The organism is Streptacidiphilus sp. EB103A (assembly GCF_041261405.1).
GTDB lineage: Bacteria > Actinomycetota > Actinomycetes > Streptomycetales > Streptomycetaceae > Streptacidiphilus.
Genome location: NZ_JBGCAQ010000022.1, coordinates 35,886 through 53,517 on the forward strand (window position 1 = coordinate 35,886; position 17,632 = coordinate 53,517).

The 17,632-nt window shown below is 71.8% G+C and carries 15 protein-coding genes and 1 tRNA gene; 8 read left to right on the top strand and 8 right to left on the bottom strand.

The features are described 5' to 3' along the window. Positions 1-65: 65 nt before the first annotated feature. Both ABH941_RS31715 and ABH941_RS31720 read right to left on the bottom strand, forming a co-directional pair. Positions 66-1,013 carry a hypothetical protein gene (locus tag ABH941_RS31715; RefSeq protein ID WP_370133019.1) on the bottom strand — a complete coding sequence of 316 codons (948 nt, stop codon included), beginning with the start codon at positions 1,011-1,013 and terminating at the stop codon, positions 66-68. A 163-nt stretch (positions 1,014-1,176) separates the two neighbouring features. Then, positions 1,177-1,308: a hypothetical protein gene (locus ABH941_RS31720; protein WP_370133021.1), complete on the bottom strand. Its 132-nt coding sequence runs from the start codon at positions 1,306-1,308 to the stop codon at positions 1,177-1,179. Between the two features lie 279 nt (positions 1,309-1,587). Between ABH941_RS31720 and ABH941_RS31725 the strand changes: the two genes are divergently transcribed. Together ABH941_RS31725 and ABH941_RS31730 are read left to right on the top strand one after the other, a co-directional pair. Next, positions 1,588-2,316: a transglycosylase family protein gene (locus tag ABH941_RS31725; protein ID WP_370133154.1), complete on the top strand. Its 729-nt coding sequence runs from the start codon at positions 1,588-1,590 to the stop codon at positions 2,314-2,316. Positions 2,317-2,463: 147 nt separating this feature from the next. Beyond that, positions 2,464-3,222: a transglycosylase family protein gene (locus tag ABH941_RS31730; RefSeq protein WP_370133022.1), complete on the top strand. Its 759-nt coding sequence runs from the start codon at positions 2,464-2,466 to the stop codon at positions 3,220-3,222. Here ABH941_RS31730 and ABH941_RS31735 read toward each other — a convergent pair. Genes ABH941_RS31735 through ABH941_RS31750 form a run of 4 tightly spaced genes read right to left on the bottom strand, consistent with a single transcriptional unit; the run spans position 3,167 to position 7,094 of the window. Further along, positions 3,167-3,910: an ABC transporter ATP-binding protein gene (locus tag ABH941_RS31735; RefSeq protein WP_370133023.1), complete on the bottom strand. Its 744-nt coding sequence runs from the start codon at positions 3,908-3,910 to the stop codon at positions 3,167-3,169. The two genes, ABH941_RS31730 and ABH941_RS31735, sit on opposite strands and share 56 nt — an antisense overlap. Continuing rightward, on the bottom strand, positions 3,900-4,592 hold the full coding sequence (locus ABH941_RS31740; protein WP_370133024.1) for an ABC transporter ATP-binding protein: 693 nt from the start codon (positions 4,590-4,592) through the stop codon (positions 3,900-3,902). The genes ABH941_RS31735 and ABH941_RS31740 overlap by 11 nt, the downstream gene beginning before the upstream one ends. Beyond that, entirely contained in the window at positions 4,589-6,538 is a 1,950-nt protein-coding gene (locus tag ABH941_RS31745; protein ID WP_370133025.1) for a hypothetical protein, read from the bottom strand. Before ABH941_RS31745 ends, ABH941_RS31740 begins: the two co-directional genes overlap by 4 nt. A gap of 7 nt (positions 6,539-6,545) precedes the next feature. Next, on the bottom strand, positions 6,546-7,094 hold the full coding sequence (locus ABH941_RS31750) for a hypothetical protein (RefSeq protein WP_370133026.1): 549 nt from the start codon (positions 7,092-7,094) through the stop codon (positions 6,546-6,548). Positions 7,095-7,259: 165 nt separating this feature from the next. Here ABH941_RS31750 and ABH941_RS31755 point away from each other — a divergent pair, with 165 nt between their 5' ends. Both ABH941_RS31755 and ABH941_RS31760 read left to right on the top strand, forming a co-directional pair. Further along, a complete protein-coding gene (locus ABH941_RS31755; protein WP_370133027.1) occupies positions 7,260-7,883 on the top strand; it encodes a hypothetical protein in 624 nt (207 codons plus the stop codon). A gap of 53 nt (positions 7,884-7,936) precedes the next feature. Next, positions 7,937-9,286 carry an ABC transporter substrate-binding protein gene (locus ABH941_RS31760; protein WP_370133028.1) on the top strand — a complete coding sequence of 450 codons (1,350 nt, stop codon included), beginning with the start codon at positions 7,937-7,939 and terminating at the stop codon, positions 9,284-9,286. 32 nt (positions 9,287-9,318) lie between these two features. On the opposite strand, the gene ABH941_RS31765 is transcribed toward ABH941_RS31760, so the two are convergent. Beyond that, positions 9,319-11,226, bottom strand: coding sequence for a hypothetical protein (locus ABH941_RS31765; RefSeq protein ID WP_370133029.1), 1,908 nt, complete (start codon positions 11,224-11,226; stop codon positions 9,319-9,321). Positions 11,227-11,557: 331 nt separating this feature from the next. Between ABH941_RS31765 and ABH941_RS31770 the strand changes: the two genes are divergently transcribed. The 4 genes from ABH941_RS31770 to ABH941_RS31785 all read left to right on the top strand — a co-directional run bounded on the left by ABH941_RS31770 (position 11,558) and on the right by ABH941_RS31785 (position 15,865). Next, positions 11,558-12,418: an acyl-CoA thioesterase gene (locus tag ABH941_RS31770; protein ID WP_370133030.1), complete on the top strand. Its 861-nt coding sequence runs from the start codon at positions 11,558-11,560 to the stop codon at positions 12,416-12,418. A 52-nt stretch (positions 12,419-12,470) separates the two neighbouring features. Beyond that, positions 12,471-13,847: an MFS transporter gene (locus ABH941_RS31775; protein WP_370133031.1), complete on the top strand. Its 1,377-nt coding sequence runs from the start codon at positions 12,471-12,473 to the stop codon at positions 13,845-13,847. 169 nt (positions 13,848-14,016) lie between these two features. Continuing rightward, positions 14,017-14,090, top strand: a tRNA-Pro gene (locus tag ABH941_RS31780). A gap of 542 nt (positions 14,091-14,632) precedes the next feature. Continuing rightward, a complete protein-coding gene (locus tag ABH941_RS31785) occupies positions 14,633-15,865 on the top strand; it encodes a hypothetical protein (RefSeq protein ID WP_370133032.1) in 1,233 nt (410 codons plus the stop codon). Positions 15,866-15,881: 16 nt separating this feature from the next. Here ABH941_RS31785 and ABH941_RS31790 read toward each other — a convergent pair whose 3' ends face one another. Beyond that, a complete protein-coding gene (locus ABH941_RS31790; protein ID WP_370133033.1) occupies positions 15,882-17,036 on the bottom strand; it encodes a tyrosine-type recombinase/integrase in 1,155 nt (384 codons plus the stop codon). Positions 17,037-17,632: the final 596 nt, after the last annotated feature.

A 17,632-nucleotide genomic window follows, 5' to 3' on the forward strand; every position in this document is an offset into this window, starting at 1 on the left:
TCATGGCCAACGACCGGACGCCCCGTGGGATGCGGGGCGGCGGCCGACAGCTGGACCAGCGGGGCTCAGGTCCCGGCCAGCGGCAGCACGGCGCCGATCAGCAGTCCGCGCCGGGCCGCCTCGTCCATCGCCTGCCGCAGCAGGTCCTCCCGGGGCTGCCGGCCCACGCTCCCGGCCGGGGCCGCGTACATCAGCACCTCGCCCTGCTGGGTGGCCGCGGTCCGCCAGGCCTCGGTGACCTGGAGCGGCACATGCGCCTGCCACCAGGCGATGGTGCCGCCGCCCTGGGGGGCCGGCTGCAGGATCGCGTGCAGCTGTCCCATCGCCATCAGCACCGACCAGCCCGGCAGCGACACCGGTCCCCGCTCGACGTCGGCGACGGGTCCGAAGCCGTGGTCGAGCAGCATCTCGGCGAAATGGTCCACACCCGACTCGTCGCCGGGACGGCCGACCGGTCCGGTGGGCTCCACCACCAGCGCGGCCCGGGGGACCCCGGCGTACGGGCCCTCCTGGCTGAGGACCAGCCCGCAGGTGACGCCGAGGACGGCGGCGTCCTGCTGCCGGGGCGCGGGGACGCCGGTCGGGAGGGGCGCGGCGGCCTGGGGCTGCTGCGCCTGTGCCGCGGTCGGGTACGGGGGCTGGAACTCGCTCTGGAACTCCGGCTGGAACGCCGGCTGGAACTCTGCCGGGTAGGGGTACGGGGACTGTCCGGGCGTCCCGGGGGCCGCGCCGCCGGCCGCCTGGCCGATGCTGCGGACCGCGCCGAGCAACTGCTCCTCGGCGACCGGTACCACCTGGGAGGGGATGCAGCGGGAATGGGCGAAGGCGAGGACGGCGGTCTCCTCGCCGACGAAGAGCACGGTCGCCGTCGGCTCCACCGTGACATCGCCCGGAGCCCGGCATGAGGTGCAGTCGTATCGGTCCGGGGCGGTGACTCCGGTGAGCAGGCGGTCCGCCTCGTCGTCGCCGATTTCGGCACGGACCTCGTCGCTGACGTCGATCAAACGCGGCACGAACACTCCTTGGGTCACGGGGGCGGCGCGGTGCTGCCCCAGCCGTGATGACAAACGGACCGGGTGTGCGCCAGGTCACGGTTGAGGGTGCTCGGGCACGGGAACGGCCGGTCGAAATTTCACTCCCTGCAGGTCAGCGGTGACCCTCGGTCGACAATGTGGGTCAGTTCACTCGGTCGGCTGTGTGGCGCACCCCACGGAATACTTTGTCGATCTTGCGCATATCTACCCAATCGACGCCAATCGCCTGGCTTTCGATGATCGATACTTCCGGTAACGCCCGGTTGACCTGCATTTAAACCAAATTATTTGGATGCTCGGCAGGAGTTGCCTACGTTCGGACTCCGGTGCAACGAGCACCACCCGGGTTCGCCCGCCTCTGTTCGCCTTCTCGGCTCACCCCGTGGAAGCGCGCCCGCCGCCGCAAGGACAGGTCGGCGGCGAGTGGCAGGCGCCGGGACGGCCAGGAGGACACCCCGTGTCGCCGGCCGTCCCGCAGAACCGGGTCCATGGACGCAGCAGCGCTTGCAAAGCGCTGCCCGTGGACGCGGCCGGGGCTGTCGAGAGGGACTTCATGATCTTCCGCCGCGAGACCGACGCTGCCCGCACCACCGCCACCGAGACCGAGGGTGGCCGCAAGAAGAGCCGCCTCCGGGCCGCCGTACTTGCCGGTGTGGTCGTCGCCGCCCCCGTGGCCGGTCTGGTTACTGCCACCAGCGCCTCTGCCGCCTCCACTTCCACCTGGGAAGCGGTCGCGCAGTGCGAGAGCACCGGTAACTGGAGCATCAACACCGGCAACGGCTACTACGGTGGCCTGCAGTTCTCCGCCTCCACCTGGGCCGCCTACGGCGGTACCGCGTACGCCTCCTCGGCCGACCAGGCCACCGAGGGCCAGCAGATCGCCGTGGCCGAGAAGGTCCTGGCCTCGCAGGGTCCCGGCGCCTGGCCCGTCTGCGGCCCGCAGGCCGGTCTCACCCAGGGCGGCGCGGCCGCCTCGGTGGACACCTCGTCCAGCAGCAGCAACTCGTCTGCCGCGAGCTCGTCCAGCAGCTCCAGCAGCTCGACCGGCAGCAGCGCGAGCACCAGCTCCTCGGACAGCGCCTCCTCGTCCACCACGAGCAGCAGCGCCTCCACCGGCTCCGTTGCCTCGGGCGCGTCCTACACCGTCAAGTCCGGTGACACCCTGAGCTCCATCGCCGCTGCGAACGGCACCTCCTGGCAGAAGCTGTACCAGGAGAACAAGAGCACCGTGGGTTCCAACCCGAACCTGATCCTCGTGGGCCAGACGCTGACCATCGGCTGACGTCAGCCCCTGCTCGAACCGAACGGCGTGGCCCCCGCACGGGGTGCCACGCCTTCGGCGTCTCCTGCCGCCGACCGGGTGAGGCTACGGCGCGCCGAGCTGTTGGGTCATCAGATGGTGTGTTGATCGGACGTAGCGTCATCCGCCGTGGGCATACGCAGACAGGTGCTGACGGTGGCGACCGCGACGCTGCTGCTCTGGGCGCTGCCCAGACCGGACGGGAGCGGCGCGGCGATCGGGCCTGCGCCGGCACGGGTGACCACAGCCGTCTGGGATTCGCTCGCCGCCTGCGAGAGCAGCGGGAACTGGCACATCAACACCGGGAACGGCTACTACGGCGGTGTGCAGATCTCGCTGGAGACCTGGCGCGAGGCCGGCGGCCGGGCCTATGCGGCCCGGCCGGACCAGGCGACCAAGCGGCAGCAGATCCGGGTGGCCGAGAAGATCCTCAGCTGGCAGGGCTGGGAGGCATGGCCCTCGTGCGCCCGGGAGTTGGGGCTGCTGAAGCCCACACCGGGGCCGAGCCCCGTGCCTGTGCCGACGCCCCGGCCGACGCCTAAGCCCAGGCCGACACCGAAACCGACACCTAAACCGACGCCTAAGCCAACGCAGACGCCTAGGCCAACGCCGACGCCGAAGCCGACGCTTAAGCCCGGGCCGCAACCCAAGCCAACGCCGGGGCCGACGCTGACGCCGAAGCCCGGGCCGACGCCCACCCCCACTCCCACCCCCGCGCCCAAGCCCGGTCCCGCCCGATACACCGTCAAGGCCGGTGACAGCCTGGCGGGGATCGCCACCCGCTACGGTGTCGCAGGCGGCTGGCCCGCGCTGTACCAGCTCAACCGCAGCGTCATCGGCCCCGATCCGAACCGGCTGAACGCGGGGACGGTGCTGCGGTTGCGGTGATCCCGGCCAGTCCCGGTTCCCCCGGTTCGCCGGAGAAGACGACCGAGCCCCGGTGCAGCACATGCACCAGGTCGACCGCCGCCGTCGCCGCCACCGGCAGCGACTGCTCGGCGAGGACGACGGTGCGGCCGGACGCGACCGCCGAGGCGAGCGCGGAGTGCAGACGTTCCAGGACGGCCGGGGCCAGCCCCCGCCCAGGTTCGTCCAGCATCAGCAGCCGGTACGGGCGGGCCAGCGCCGCGCCCAGCGCCAGCATCTGCTGCTCCCCGCCGGAGAGGGTGCCCGCGCTGCGGGGGAGCAGCCGGCCCAGCTCGGGGAAGAGGTCGAGCGCCGCGGCACGCCCCCGCGCCGAAAGCCGGGAGAGATGGTCGTCGACGGTGAGCGACGGGAACACCGCTCCTTCGGCGGGCACCAGGGTCAGGCCCAGGCGGGCGCGCGCGTAGGCGCCCAGCGCGGTGATGTCGACGGCTGCGCCCGCCCCGCCGGACGCGCCCCCGTACCAGCGCACCCGGCCGGCTGCGAGCGGGGTCGCGCCGGCGAGGGCGTGCAGCGCGGTGCTGCGTCCGGCGCCGTTGCGGCCGAGCAGGACGGTCAGCCGGCCGTCGGGGACCGGCAGGTCGATCCCGTGCAGGGCTTCCAGCGGGCCGTAGCGGACCCGGGCGCCGAGGAGTGCGATCTCAAGCGTCATCGGCCGCCCCGTTCGAAGGCGCTGGGAAGATCCGCCCGGCGGACATGGTGAGGACCCGGTCGGCGATCCGGTCGACCAGCTCGCGGTCGTGCTCCACCAGGAGGACCGCCAGGCCGTCCGCCGCCAGCGCGGTGAGCAGCTCGGCCAGCCGCTCGGACTCGGCCCGGTCCAGGCCGGCCCCCGGCTCGTCCAGCAGCAGGACGCCCGGTTCGGCGCTGAGCGCGCGGCCCAGCTCGACCAGCCGCAGGGTGTCGGTGGGCAGGCCGGAGGCGTGCCGGTCGGCGAGGTGCTCCAGCCTGAGCAGCCGCAGGGTGCGGGCGACCGCGAAGTCGGCTTCCAGCCCTCCCCGGCGGCCCGCCTGCTCGGCGCCGACGCGCAGATTGTCGGCGACGCTCAGGCCGGGGAAGACGGCGATCTGCTGAAACGTCCTGGCCAGGCCGAGCCGGGCGCGGGTGTACTCGGGGAGGTGGGTGATGTCGCGTCCTTCCAGCAGCACCTGGCCGCTGTCGGGGCGGTCGGCACCGCTGAGACAGCGGAACAGGGTGCTCTTCCCGGCTCCGTTGTGGCCGGTCAGGGCGGTGATCCGGCCGGGCGGCAGGTCGAGCGAGACCTGGTCCAGGGCGGTCACCCCGCCGAATCGGCGGACCAGGCCGCAGGCGGACAGGCGCGGGGCCGGGTTCACCGGGGGACTCCTTTGAGCCGCTTGACCAGCTGTTCACCGAACGAACTGAGCCGTACTTCCGGGGCGGACGGCTGCTCCTCGTCCGCCGTCAGCGCTGCGAGCGGAGCGAGCGGCGCGGCCCCGGCGAGCCGTCCGCGCAGCAGCGCCAGCAGACCGATCGCGGCGGCCGACACCCCCGCGGTGGTGGAGGCGTCCAGCGCGGTGAGCACCATGGCTCCCAGGACGGCCGCCGAGGCGCTGTCCGCGCCGAAGGCGACCGCGGCGGCGAACCAGAGCAGGCCGAGCACCGGGTCGAAGGCGTTGGGGTCAAAAGCCTGGGCGCCGAGCCCCAGCAGTCCTCCGCCGAGCGCCGCCAGGGCCGCTCCCGCGGTGAAGGCCAGCAGCTTCAGCCGGGGGACGTCGACGCCGGAGGCGCAGGCGGCGGGCTCGTGGTCGCGCATGGCTCCGAGCGCCCGGCCGGTCGCTCCTCGGCGCAGGGCGCGCACGGCCAGCAGGGCGACGCCGAGGACGGCGAGTTCGATGGCGTAGAAGAGCCGGTCGTCGGCCCAGGCGCCGGTGCGGTCCAGGCGCAGCCCGCTGGTGAGAAGGGGCTGTTGGAAGACAAATCGACTCATGGCCGTACCGACTGCGAAGGTGGTCAGCGCCAGGGCCAGGCCCCGGCGCCGGATGGCCGGCCAGCCGACGAGCAGGCCGAAGGGCGCAGCCACCGCGGTGGCCAGCAGCAGTGCGACGGGTGCCGGCAACGCGGGGAGCCCGGGGACGGCGCCGCCCGCCAGCGCTCCGGTGAGCAGGGCGCCGAGGCCCGCGTATCCGGCCTGGCCGAGCGAGATCTGCCCGCCGTAGCCGGTGACGACGACGATCGAGACCAGGACCAGGGCCAGCCCGGGACCGGGCAGCAGCGAGCGAACGTCACCGCCGCGCAGGGCCAGCGGCACGAGCAGCAGCAGCCCGGCGGCCCAGCGCCGTCCGAGCCGCAGGCCCCGGGCCACTCCGGCGGCGGCGGCGGAGGCGACCGCGGCGACGGCCGGAGCCGGCGGGAGCGCGCTGAGCCCGGACGCGAGGCGGCCGGGGAGCAGCGCCACCGCGAGCAGGGCGACGACGAACAGTCCCGAACTCAGGGCCTGGAGCAGGGGTTGTGCCGTACCCGAGAAGTGAAGCATCGTCAGTTCGCTCTGGCCGATGCCGAGCAGCAGTGCTGCGCCGATCGCCAGCGGCAGGCTGCGCAGTCCGGCGGCCACCGCCACCGCCAGGGTCTCCATCACCAGCAGCGGCAGCCCGTACGGGTCCAGGCGCAGGGCCGGCGCCAGCAGGACTCCGGTCAGGCCGGCGGTGAAGGCGCCGAAGGCCCAGCCGGTGGACGCCACCGCATCGGCGTCGATGCCGGAGAGCTCGGCCAGCCGCCGGTTGTCCACCACGGCGCGCAGAGCCGTCCCGAACGCGGTCCAGCGGCTCAACGCGCCGACGGCGACCGCCAGCAGGACCACCAGACCGAGCTCCACCGCCGTGTCCAGGGTGATCAGCAGTCCGCCGGGGGCGACCAGCGGCGTGGCGGGGACGACCACCGGCGCGTCCGGATGGGGCGTGGTGCCCCAGAGCAGCGCGGCGGCGCCGACGAGCAGGACGAACACGCCGAGCCCGGCGACCAAGGTCTCGGCGGTGCCCGCGTGGCGTCGTTGCAGCCGGCGGAACACCAGCAGGTCCATCAGGTAGCCCAGTCCGGGCGCCAGCAGCAGGACGCAGCAGGCCACCGCGAGCGTCCGCGGCCAGTGCCACACCACCACGCACTGGCGCAGCGCGAACGCGGTGGCCATGGCGACGGCGCCCTGGGCCAGGTTGAGCACGCCGGTGGCGCGGTGGCAGACGACCAGGCCGATGCCGGTGATCGCGGCCGCGCTGCCCACGGAGAGTCCGGCCACGGCGAGTTGGAGTGCGAGCGGAGCGGCCATCGTGCGCTCACACCTCCGGCGGGTCGCACAACGGGCAGGGGCGCAGCCCGCGTTCGGAAGCGGCGCCGTCGAGCAGCCGCTCCGGGTCCTGACGGCCCTGGACCAGCAGGCAGCCGGTCCGGTGGTAGGTCCGGCCGCCGGGGACGGCGAGGAGGAGGGCGGCGGAGCTGTCGGCCCCGGCCCTGGCGGCGTCCTCCCCTGGGGAGGGGGTTTCGGCGGTCTCCACGGCGTCCGTCAGAAGCTGGTACAGCACTGCCAGTTGACGCTGCATCTGCTCCTGGTCGCGCTGCTGTTCGGGTGAGGCCGGCAGGTCGCGGCGGCGGGCGGCGAGCAGCACCGTGCCGCCGATGATCAGGGCGGCTCCGGGGGCCGTCGCGGAGGCCAGATAGGGGATCTGCCGCGCGGTGTAGCGTTCGCCGGACACGCCGTACCAGCCGAGGGCGCAGAGCAGCGCGCCGCCCGCACAGCAGACCCAGCCGATGTGGGTCCGCAGTGCCTGCAGGGCGGTCCTCGCAGTTCGCTGCGGTTCCGGTACGGGTTCCCGCGGTTCTGGCATCGTCCCCCCATGTGGGCTTGAGGGACGGCCGGATGGACGGTCACGTTCCCTCATCGATTTCGCCGACTGCGTGCAGCAGCAGGACCATCATGCGCCGTAACCGCTAGCGTGGAAGATAGCTGACGCGTAGTCAGATCGGATACTCAGTCGGACGGTGAGGGTTCCATGATCGACGGTTCCACAGGCCTTCAGAGGTTCGCTCCACGCGTCGGCGTCGCCGCTGCGGTCCTGCTCCTCGCCGGCGCCTGCAGCAGCAGCGGAGGCGGCACGGCTTCACCCGGCGCGTCCGTCACCACGGGCGCGGCCACCACCGCAGCGGCGCCCAGCGCCACGAGCGCCTCGTCCAGCAGCGCGGCCCCGAGCGGCGGCACCGCGACCGGGGCGTGCGCGGCCACCACCACCCCGGCAGTCAGCGGCAGCGGTCCCGCCGACACCGCGGCGGCCGGCACTCAGGTCGCCACCGCATACCAGAAGTTCTTCGACCCGGCCACGCCCTCGGCCACCAAGCTCGGACTGCTGCAGAACGGGACGACCTTCGCCCCGGTGGTGGCCGGCTTCGCCAGCAACCCGTTGGCGGCGCAGGCCGCGGTGAGCGTGCAGAAGGTGGCGTTCACCAGCGCCGCCGCGGCCGATGTGACCTTCACCCTGTGCGAGAGCGGGCAGCCGGTGCTGCCGAACTCGGCGGGCAAGGCGGTGCAGCAGGGTGGGGTCTGGAAGATCGCGGACGCGACCCTGTGCGGACTGGTCAAGCTGAACAGCGGCGGCGCGGCGGTACCGGGTTGCCCCTGAGCGGCGCCGCGGCCGTGCCGGGGGCGGGGGTGCGTTCTGCGGGGCGGCGTCGTGTGAGTCGGCGTCGTGCGGGAACGAGGGCGGCGGCGGTGTTCGCCGCCGCTCTCGCGCTGTGCCTGTCGGCCTGCGGGAGCCGGCTGCCGGAGCGTGACTTCGTCGCGCCGGGAGCTACCGGTGGCCCGGGGGTGACCGGGTCCGGGGCCGCCTCCGGACCGCCGGTCACCGTCGGCATCGTCACCTCCGTCACCAGCCTGCTCGGCACCGGGACCTTCAGCGGGCCGCTCTACGGCGCCCAGGCGTTCTTCCGCGCCCTGGACGCGGCCGGTGGGCTCGGTGCCGTGGGAGGGCGGGGCGGCCGCCAGGTCAACGTGGTGACCTGCGACGACGGCGGCACCGGCAGCGGCAACCAGAGCTGCGTCCACAAGCTCGTCGACCAGGACCATGTGGTCGCGCTCGTCGCCACCAGCGCACTCGACTACGCGGGCGCCCCCTATGTCAGCGCGCAGGGCGTGCCGGACATCGGCGGCGAGCCGATCGGCACCGCCTACGACCGCTATCCGCACCTCTACTCGATCGACGGGAGTTCCGAGCCGCGCGACGGCAGGGCCGTCGGCTGGAACGGCACCGAGTACCTCACCACCGAGGTCTACCGCTACTTCAAACAGAAGATCGGCCTCAGCCGGGCCGTCGTCGTCAACTACGACCAGGCCGACTCGTCCCGGTATGCCGCCCAGGTGACGCAGGGGCTCAAGGCGGAGGGCTACCACGTGCTCAACGAGACCGTGGACTTCGCGCTGCCCGGCTTCGCCGCCGTCGCCGCCGCGATGAAAGCCGACGGAAGCCAGCTGCTGCTCGACGCCATGGACACCCGGGGCAATGTCGCGCTGTGCCAGGCGATGGCGGCGGCCGGGGTGACCGTCGCGGCGAAGGTGACGACCGGGCTCAACTGGGGTGCTCAGGCCGGCGCCGACTACCAGGCCGTGCCCGGCTGCCTGAACGCGCTCTGGGCGACGGCGACCAGCCGTTCCTACGCGGACGTCCAGTACCCGGCCGTGGCCGCGTTCCGTGCCGCGATGAAGCGCTACTTCCCTTCCCGGGAGGGGCAGTTGTCGCAGTGGGAGCTGGAGGGGTGGGCCGCGGCGCAGTGGTTCGCCGACGCGGCCCTGTCCTGCGGGGCCCAGATCGACCGCGGCTGCCTGGACCGGTACCTGCAGCGGCCGCAGCCGTACCAGGCGCACGGGCTGCTCGTCCCCACCTCGTTCGCACCGCAGCGCACCCCGCCGACCGGGTCGCAGCGGGCCTGCCTCGACGTGGCGCGGTGGGAGCGGGGCGGGTGGGTCACCCAGGTGCCGGACATGGACACCGACTGCTTCGAGGTGCCGGCGCTGCCCTACCGGCCGTGACCCGGCGTCAGGGGGTCACGGCCGGTGGGGGGTCAGGGGTTCTGCGAGGTGAACTGCTTCAACGCCTTGGCCGTCAGCGGCGGCCCGACGCCGATCAGCGCGGTCGACAGGCTCATCGGCTGCGGCGTGACCGCCCGGAGCAGGAACTTTCCGCGTACGCCCGGGCCGCCCACGCCGCCGTGCGGAGCGGCCAGCAGATACACCGCCTTGGTGTGCGGGGCCAGCGAGGCGGGTCCGGAGAGCACCTTCCAGTAGTCGGAGATGTTGGCCCCGGTGCTGGTGGCGAAGTGCGGGGTGAGGGTGCTCCCGGTGACGTTGTCCACGCTGACCCGCAGCTGCTTCACCGTGCCCGCCAGCGCCTGGATGCCGGTCAGGCCGTCCGTTGACCTGACCGCGGTGACCGTCATGGACAGCGGAGGGGGCGTCAGGATCGCGCCGAGCAGCGCGGCCGCGGCGGGCAGCAGCAGCACCGGCACCAGCAGCGCGCGGGCGGTGCGGGTCCGCAGCAGCGCCGGCCGCGGGTGCCAGGCGCGGTCGAAGTCGGTGGAGCTGACGGTCGCGGCGGCGAGCACCCACAGCGGCACCGTCAGGTCGAAGTAGTCCTCCTGGGAGCGCGCCGACAGGTAGAAGACCAGCCAGGGCATCACGGTGACGGCGAGGCCGAGCCGGCGCGGGAAGATCACCAGCAGCACCAGCATGGCCATGCCCAGCAGCAGTCCTGCCTCGCTGTAGAGGTGGATGTTGCCGCTGCCGTCGCGGAAGTAGTACGAGATCCCGACCAGGCCCTGGCCGCTGGGGATGGCCTTCTGGAACAGCGGGGTGAACACCCCCTGCAGCCAGGCGTAGGGGCCCTGGATGATGAACGGGAGGTTGATCAGGGCGGCGACGCCCAGGGCGATCCCGACGTACCGGCCCACCAGTCGGAGGGCGTCGCGGGCCGGCATCTCGCCGCGCCGGATCAGATAGAGGCCGACCACCAGGAACGGTGCCAGGAACCAGGTGAGTTGGTGCAGGCAGATGGCGATGCCCAGACAGACCGCCCGGAGCACGCCCCAGCGGCCGAGCTTCCCGCCGCGTCCGGTCCGCTGCCAGTAGGCGACGGTGATCATCAGGAACGGGAGTTCCATGCACCCGGGGTAGCCCATCTGGGCATAGGCGGGCAGCCAGCCGAATCCGTAGCAGACGATCACGGAGACCGACCGCCAGGGCGCGGGCAGCAGCAGGAACATCACCACGGAGGCCAGCAGCAGCATGGCGGTGGCGGCGAGACCGGCCGGGGGGTGGCTGAGGCCCAGGTACATGGGGATGGCGGTGAAGACCGGCCCGAGCGGGGGGTAGTCCAGCCCGGTCGCGGCTCCGCCGTTCATCAGCGGGGTGGTGCCCACATGGAACAGCGAGAAGATCTGCGGCCACTGGGTGCCGTAGATGTGGCCGCCGTGCAGCAGGGTCCTGGCCGCCATGTCGACGAGTGAGCCCTCGTCGGTGCCGTAGTAGACATGGCTGGAAGGGCCCGTGGTCGGCTTGGCCGCGGTGACGGTGAAGAAGCGGTTGAGGCACTCCATCGCGGCCACCAGCAGCGCGGCGCAGTCCACCAGGATCATCGCGCGGCGGGTGCGCACCGACAGCGCCAGTACGCCGAGCACCACGATTGCGCCGAAGTAGAGGATCACCGCCAGGGCGTGGACCTGCTGGTTGATGATCGTGCGGTTCCAGACGTCCCTGGCGCCGATCAGCATGCTGGAGCAGGCGAGCACCGTGAGCATCCGGTTGACCTGCTCCGGGGGCCGGTGCAGGGTGCCGGCGCTGGATCCCAGCCAGCCGGGGATGCGGAAGTCGGTGCGGAACCGGGAGGAGGACGAGCCCTGGGCGGGCTGGGTCCCGGCCCCGTCCGGCTGGGGCGAACCCGCACCGGTGGAGCTGACAGGGGAGACAAGAGGCACGGCCGCATCATGGCATGCGAAATGGGTGCTCCTGCCCGGAACGGAAGGTGTTCATTCCACATTCTTATGCTTGTGACCTGCGCAGATGGCGTACGTCACCTCCTTGGGCGGAATCACCCGGACGGGGGGCGCGCACAATACCGGGCACGCTCGCGGCGAGGGGAGGCGGGGTGCGCGGGTCGCCGGTGAGCCGGCAGTGGGCGGACAGTGACCGAGCAGTGATCATGCTGTGTGCCGGCTGCGGGTGAGCGGTGCGGCGGGCACAGGGGAGAATGGCGCGAGAGCGCACGAGAACGTACATGTGCGTGGGCACCGAGAGGACGTACACCCCATGGGCAACCCCGTCGACAAGCTGGTCGATCTGCTGGACCTGGAGCAGATCGAGCTCAACATCTTCCGGGGGCGCAGCCCGGAGGAGTCGTTGCAACGGGTCTTCGGCGGCCAGGTGGCCGGGCAGGCGCTGATCGCGGCGGGACGCACGGTGGCGGCCGACCGTCCGGTGCACTCGCTGCACGCCTACTTCCTGCGGCCGGGGATTCCGGGGGTGCCGATCGTCTACCAGGTCGACCGGATCAGGGACGGCCGCTCGTTCACCACCCGGCGGGTGCTCGGCGTCCAGCAGGGACGCACCATCTTCGCGCTGACGGCCGACTTCCACGTGCCCGAGGAGTCGCCGTTCGAGCACCAGCTGGCCATGCCGTCGGTGCCCGACCCGGAGTCGCTGCCGACCGCGCTGGAGGAGGTCGGCGCGGTGCTGGGCGAGCTGCCGCCCTTCATCAGCCGCCGCCAGCCCTTCGACATCCGCTATGTGGAGCGGCTGCGGTGGAACGAGGAGGAGCTGGAGGGCGTCGAGCCGCGCAGCGCGGTCTGGCTGCGGACCAATGGCGGGCTCTCGGACGATCCGCTGGTGCACGCGTGCGCGGTGACCTACGCCAGCGACATCACCCTGCTGGACACGGTCCGGGTCCCGGTGGAGCCGCTGTGGGGCAAGCGCCACTTCGACATGGCCTCGCTCGACCACGCGATGTGGTTCCACCGGCCGTTCCGGGCCGACGACTGGCTGCTCTACCAGCAGGAGTCGCCGGTGGCGGTCGGCGGACGCGGGCTGGCGCGCGGTCAACTGTTCGACCGACAGGGACGGCTGGTGGTGTCGGTGATGCAGGAGGGGCTGTTCCGGCGGATCGCGGAATAGCCCGGACCTGGGGCGGGGTGGGGTGGAGATGGGGGCCGCGAGAAGATGACACGTGCCCAAGGAACAGACCAGCAGCGCCGCGAAGCCCCCGTCGACCGAGTCCATAGCCCCGGCCGGGGCCGTCCCGATTGCTGAGGCCGCTCGGGATCTTCCCCCGGGGCGGCTGCGGCGCCTGGCACGTTCAGCGCTCGCGGACGTCACCCCGCTCCGGACCAGCGCCCACTTCCGGCGGCTGTGGTTCGGCCAGAGCGTCTCCTCCGTCGGACAGCAGATGACCGCCCTGGCCATCTCGGTCCAGGTGTACGCGCTGACGGGATCGCCCTTCGCGACCGGGCTCGTCGGGCTCTGCTCGCTGGTGCCGCTGGTCGCCTTCGGGCTCTACGGCGGGGCGATCGCCGACACCATGGACCGGCGCAGACTCGGCCTCTACGGCGCGTCGGGGCTGGCGGTGCTGTCGACGGCGCTGGCGGTCCAGGCCTTCCTGGGCGTGCGGCAGGTCTGGGTGCTGTACCTGGTGGTGGCGCTGCAGGCGGTGTGCTTCGCGCTGAACGCACCGGCGCGGGCGTCCATGGTGCCCAGGCTCGTCCCGGCCGAGCAGTTGCCGGCGGCGAACGCGCTGTCCACCGTGAGCATGAACCTGGGGCTGACGGTCGGGCCGATGCTGGGTGGCCTGCTGATCGGGGTGTGGAGCTACCAGGCGGCCTACCTGGTCGACGCGCTCGCGTTCAGCGCCTCGCTCTACGCGATGTGGCGGCTGCCGTCGATGCGCCCGGAGCGCAGCGGGGGCGGCGGGGGCAAGGGACAGGGCAGCCGCCCCCGCGCCTCCGTCCTGGACGGGCTGCGCTTCCTGAAGGACCGTCCCAACCTCCGGATGAGCTTCATGGCCGACCTGGCGGCCATGGTCTTCGGCATGCCGCGCGCGCTCTTCCCGGCCCTCGCAGTACTCCTCTTCCACGGCGACGCACGCACCGTCGGCCTGCTTGCCGCCGCCCCGGCGGTCGGCGCGCTGCTGGGCGCGCTCTTCTCCGGCTGGGTCAGCCGGGTGCACCGCCACGGCCTCGCGGTCGTCTGCGCGGTACTCGCCTGGGGGCTGTCGATCGCCGGATTCGGGCTGTCCGGCCGGCTCTGGCTGGGCCTGCTGCTCCTCGCGGTCGCAGGCGCGGCGGACACCGTCAGCATGATCTTCCGCAATACGATCATGCAGGCGGCGGCCCCGGACGACATGCGGGGCCGGCTCCAGGGCGTCTTCGTGGTCGTCGTGGCCGGCGGTCCGCGCCTGGGCGACTTCGAGTCCGGCACGGTGGCCCAGCTCACCTCGCCCACGTTCTCCGCGGTGAGCGGCGGCCTCGCCTGCGTCGCCGTCATGCTCCTGCTCACCGCCCGCTACCCCTCCTTCGCCCGCTACGACTCCCGCCACCCAACCCCGTGAGCCGCCGACCCCGGGCCGGGCTCCGCGACCCGTCGCCCCTCTGACCAGCGCATCCGCCCCCCGAACCCGATCCGAAAGGCGTGCGCGAGCACGGGCCGCCGTGCTGTATTGTTCTTCCTGTACCCGGGAGACCGGGAACAGGCCGCAAAGCCGCAAGGCACCGCAGCCTCGGGACGTGGCGCAGCTTGGTAGCGCACCTGACTGGGGGTCAGGGGGTCGCAGGTTCAAATCCTGTCGTCCCGACAGAGGGTTTTTGCAGGTGGGAGGCCGTTTCCGCCGGAAGGCGGGGGCGGCCTTTTTGTGCGTGTCGTGGGGTGATGGTCGCAGGGTGGTCGCGTCGCCACAGGCGGAATGGCATGGTCCGGATCGGTCAGTCCCTTGGGAATGCTGGGGCGGTTGGCTTTCATCATCGCTGATGGCCCGTCGGAGGATGGTGGTGTCCTCCACGATCGGGTGATGCTGGAACGCTCGATTGACCGCCCAGCTGGCGGCGATGGGGCTTTGTGTGGCCTTTGTCCGGATTTTTGGGCCGAATTCGCGGTCGCCCGGCCCGAGTGGTGATCATTTTGATGCGACCACCGTGCGACCACCTGGAGCGGCATCGGGGCGTTGAGCTGGGCTGACCCCTTGGGGATGCGCAAGGTGCTGTCTCACTCCTTCGGCTGACTTCCTGTGCTGTGTTGACGCTCGGTCTGGGGTCGGGTTGGGTTTGGATAATGCACACGGATGCGTGATGCCTTGCTGTGCAGGGCCCATGGGCCGGTAGTGCTCAGTAATCTGCCGCCATGTCCTCGATGCATTCCGATTCGCGTATTCGGCTGGGTCAGATCCTGGATCCCACGATTCCCCTGGGGCCGTTCGGGGACCTGCTCCTCACTTTCCACGAGTCGGCGTCCGGCACGGGCAGGACCCATGGGGACCCGCAGTGCCGCATGCTCCGATCAGGCCGTGCCGTCACTTCCCGGGAGGGGCAACTGAAGCTCGCTGTCGGCAACTTGTGCGGGCACTGCGCGTGGACCGTGCCGCAGGGCCATCCGGTCGTCGATTTCATCGGGGCGGTCACGGCAGTCACTGGCCTGCGGACCTGGACCGGAAGTCCCCCCGGGCCGGACCCCGAGGTGGTGGGGGATAGCGAAGCGCAGGCCGTGCTGAACGTCGATGAGTCCCCGGACGGGCAGTTGGGGGCTCAGGTCAGCTCCGCGCAACTGCGGGAGGTGCGGGAGCGGTGCTGTCGGCATTGGCGTCGCCTGCACACGTGCATGCTCGCCAGCTACGCTGCCACGACCGCCTACCCCTGCCTGGGGGTGTGGGCGCAGCCGCTCCATGCGGAGCTGGCCGAGGTGATCGAGTATCGACGGCGGGAGCTGGCTGCCCTGTTGCCTGTGGCGGACCTGGTGCAGGGGGCCTGCGCGGCCGCGCTCCCGGAACCGGCGCTGCAGGCCGGGCCGGTGTTCGCATTCCTGGGCGGCGAGGCTCTGCGGGTGCTGCAGCGAGCGTGGTGCCAGTGGCAGGGCGCGGTCGGGTCCAGCTGGGGTGCGCTGGAGGAGAGCCGGTCAGCGGCCTCAACCGTGGTGTTCGAGGCTTTCGGGCGCCGCCGAATGGGTCGCACGGAAGCCCTTCAAGCGCTCGACGTGCTGGTCGCCGACTGGAGCGCGCGGGCGCGTGCGCAGGCCGCCGAGTGCGAGAGGGCTCCTGGTTGGTTGGTCACCGTCCAGATCCCGCCGGTCACCCGCGACTCGCTGACCGGCGCGGAGCAGGACCCGCTCAGCTGCTGGGACGCCGGCATTCTTGCCACTCATCAGGTCTCGGCCCAGTGGCCGCAGGGAAGCGTCGAACTGATGCTTCCCGAGCCTGTCGCCGAGCACCTGCTCGGTTGTGCGGAGCCCGCTGGGTCAACAGAACGCCCTGCCATGCCTGGTACTGCTGCCGCAGGGCGGGGAGCGCCTCGGGGGATCGGCTCGGACCAGGGCCCGGTCCGGCAGCTTAGGGAACTGCATGCCGGGCCGGTCCTTGGGTGAGATCCGGGTCGGACCGCTATGCGGCGTTGCCCAGCTCCGTCGGTGGCCTGTCGGTGTCGTCGATGTCGGCGAGGTCGAGGGCTCCGGACAGGGCGTTGACGGCGTCATCGGCGGCGTGCTTGAGGAGGTGGCCGTAGATGTTGATGGTGGTGGACAGGGTGGAGTGCCGCAGGGTCTTGGACACCACGGCGATGGACACGCCTTCGCTGATCATGATGGTGGCGGCGGTATGGCGAAGGTCGTGAAGCCCGATCCTCGGCACACCGACCTCGGCGGAGCGCTTGCGCAGTTGGTCCAGGACCCACTGGGGCCGCAGCGGCGCCCCGTCGACCATGGCGAACACCAGACCCTCAAGCGGTGCGCCGGGCGGCAGCAGGGCCTGCTGCTGGGCGGCTTGCCGGCGCAGGGCCTCGACCACCCGTGGGGACAAGCTGACCCAGTTGCGGCTGGCCTTCGTCTTCGGCGGCCCCAGGTGCAGCTCGTTGTTGTTGACGGTCGCCAACGTCCAGCGCACGAACAGCTTGCGCTCCACCAGGTGCACATCCGCCCAGTGCAGCCCGAGCGCCTCGCCTCGCCGCAGCCCGGTGCCGATGAGCAGCTCGAAGAAGTCGCGCAGCTGGTCGGCGTAGCAGTCGGCGTTGTGCCGCAGGAACGCTGCGGCTTGCTGCTGGGTCCAGCACGTCCGCTCCGGGGAGGAAGGGCGCGCCATGATCGCGAACCGGGCCGGGTTGTAGACCAGGCGGCGGCTGCGCACAGCCGCCCCCAGCGCACTGCGCAGGGTCGCAGCGGCCCGGTAGACCGCCACCCTGCCGCGCCCCTTCAGGAGTTGGCCGGCGGACCATTCCTCGATGTGGTGGCTGCGCAGGTCGCTCAGCCGCATCGCCCCGAACACGGGCAGCAGGTCCTTGTGGACGACGTCGTAGTAGTTGGCGACGGTGGATGCTTTGAGGGTGCGTTCTTTCAGCGCGAGCCATTCCAGCAGGTAGGCTCCGACCGTGACCTTGGGGTCCTCGAAGACCCCTGTGCGTTCCGCGCTCAGCACCTGCTCCAGGGCGTACAGGGCGTCCTCCTGCGTGCGGTAGCCGCTGCGGCGCCGGGTCTTGCGGCCGCCGTCGACCGCAGGGAGGTCGACGGCGTACGCCCAGCCACCGTGCTCCTCATCGGCAGCCAAGAGCGGGCAGGTAGCACCGATCTGACGCCTCGCGGCGTCGCGGCAGCCGCAACGGCGGTAGATACGGCCACGGCTGGGACTGGTGGTCATCATGATTCCCCTCGGTCAGGTGTGACTGGAGGGATAAGTGCCCACCCGTACCTGCGGCAAGGGATCCTGGGGATCGGCGTGCGGAGCATCACAGGAGCGCGAAGCGGTGCACACCGGAGCCTTGCGGCTGAGTGTGACTCTCGTTGCGCCTGCACGCTGGTTTGACTCCCGCCACACATGGCAACAGCTGACTGCGCTATCGGGGAGGTGCCGCGTATTGGCCGGGTCTGGCATGCGGTGCACACCCTGCTCCGGTTTCCATCCCCGTGCCACCACAGCTTTTGAACGCATTCAACACGGGAGACGGGCCTGGCCTGAACATGTTCCGCATATGACGGAGGAGCAGCGCCAGTGAGGGCGGCCATCGCACCGCTGATCAGCGCGGATGAGGAATTCGGCACTCACACGGTCGAGCGGACCTCGCGGACCGCGCGCTCGCGGAGTTCATCGGGGTACTTACGGGGTGCTGGCACTGCTCGTGGTTCTCCTAACGCCTGGAATCGTAA

What these genes read in the sequence shown, in the direction of transcription:
- ABH941_RS31720 (WP_370133021.1), bottom strand. Translation starts at nt 1,308, where the DNA reads ATGCAGGTCAACCGGGCGTTACCGGAAGTATCGATCATCGAAAGCCAG.
- ABH941_RS31725 (WP_370133154.1), top strand. Translation starts at nt 1,588, where the DNA reads ATGATCTTCCGCCGCGAGACCGACGCTGCCCGCACCACCGCCACCGAG.
- ABH941_RS31735 (WP_370133023.1), bottom strand. Translation starts at nt 3,910, where the DNA reads ATGACGCTTGAGATCGCACTCCTCGGCGCCCGGGTCCGCTACGGCCCG.
- ABH941_RS31745 (WP_370133025.1), bottom strand. Translation starts at nt 6,538, where the DNA reads ATGGCCGCTCCGCTCGCACTCCAACTCGCCGTGGCCGGACTCTCCGTG.
- ABH941_RS31750 (WP_370133026.1), bottom strand. Translation starts at nt 7,094, where the DNA reads ATGCCAGAACCGCGGGAACCCGTACCGGAACCGCAGCGAACTGCGAGG.
- ABH941_RS31755 (WP_370133027.1), top strand. Translation starts at nt 7,260, where the DNA reads ATGATCGACGGTTCCACAGGCCTTCAGAGGTTCGCTCCACGCGTCGGC.
- ABH941_RS31770 (WP_370133030.1), top strand. Translation starts at nt 11,558, where the DNA reads ATGGGCAACCCCGTCGACAAGCTGGTCGATCTGCTGGACCTGGAGCAG.
- ABH941_RS31785 (WP_370133032.1), top strand. Translation starts at nt 14,633, where the DNA reads ATGTCCTCGATGCATTCCGATTCGCGTATTCGGCTGGGTCAGATCCTG.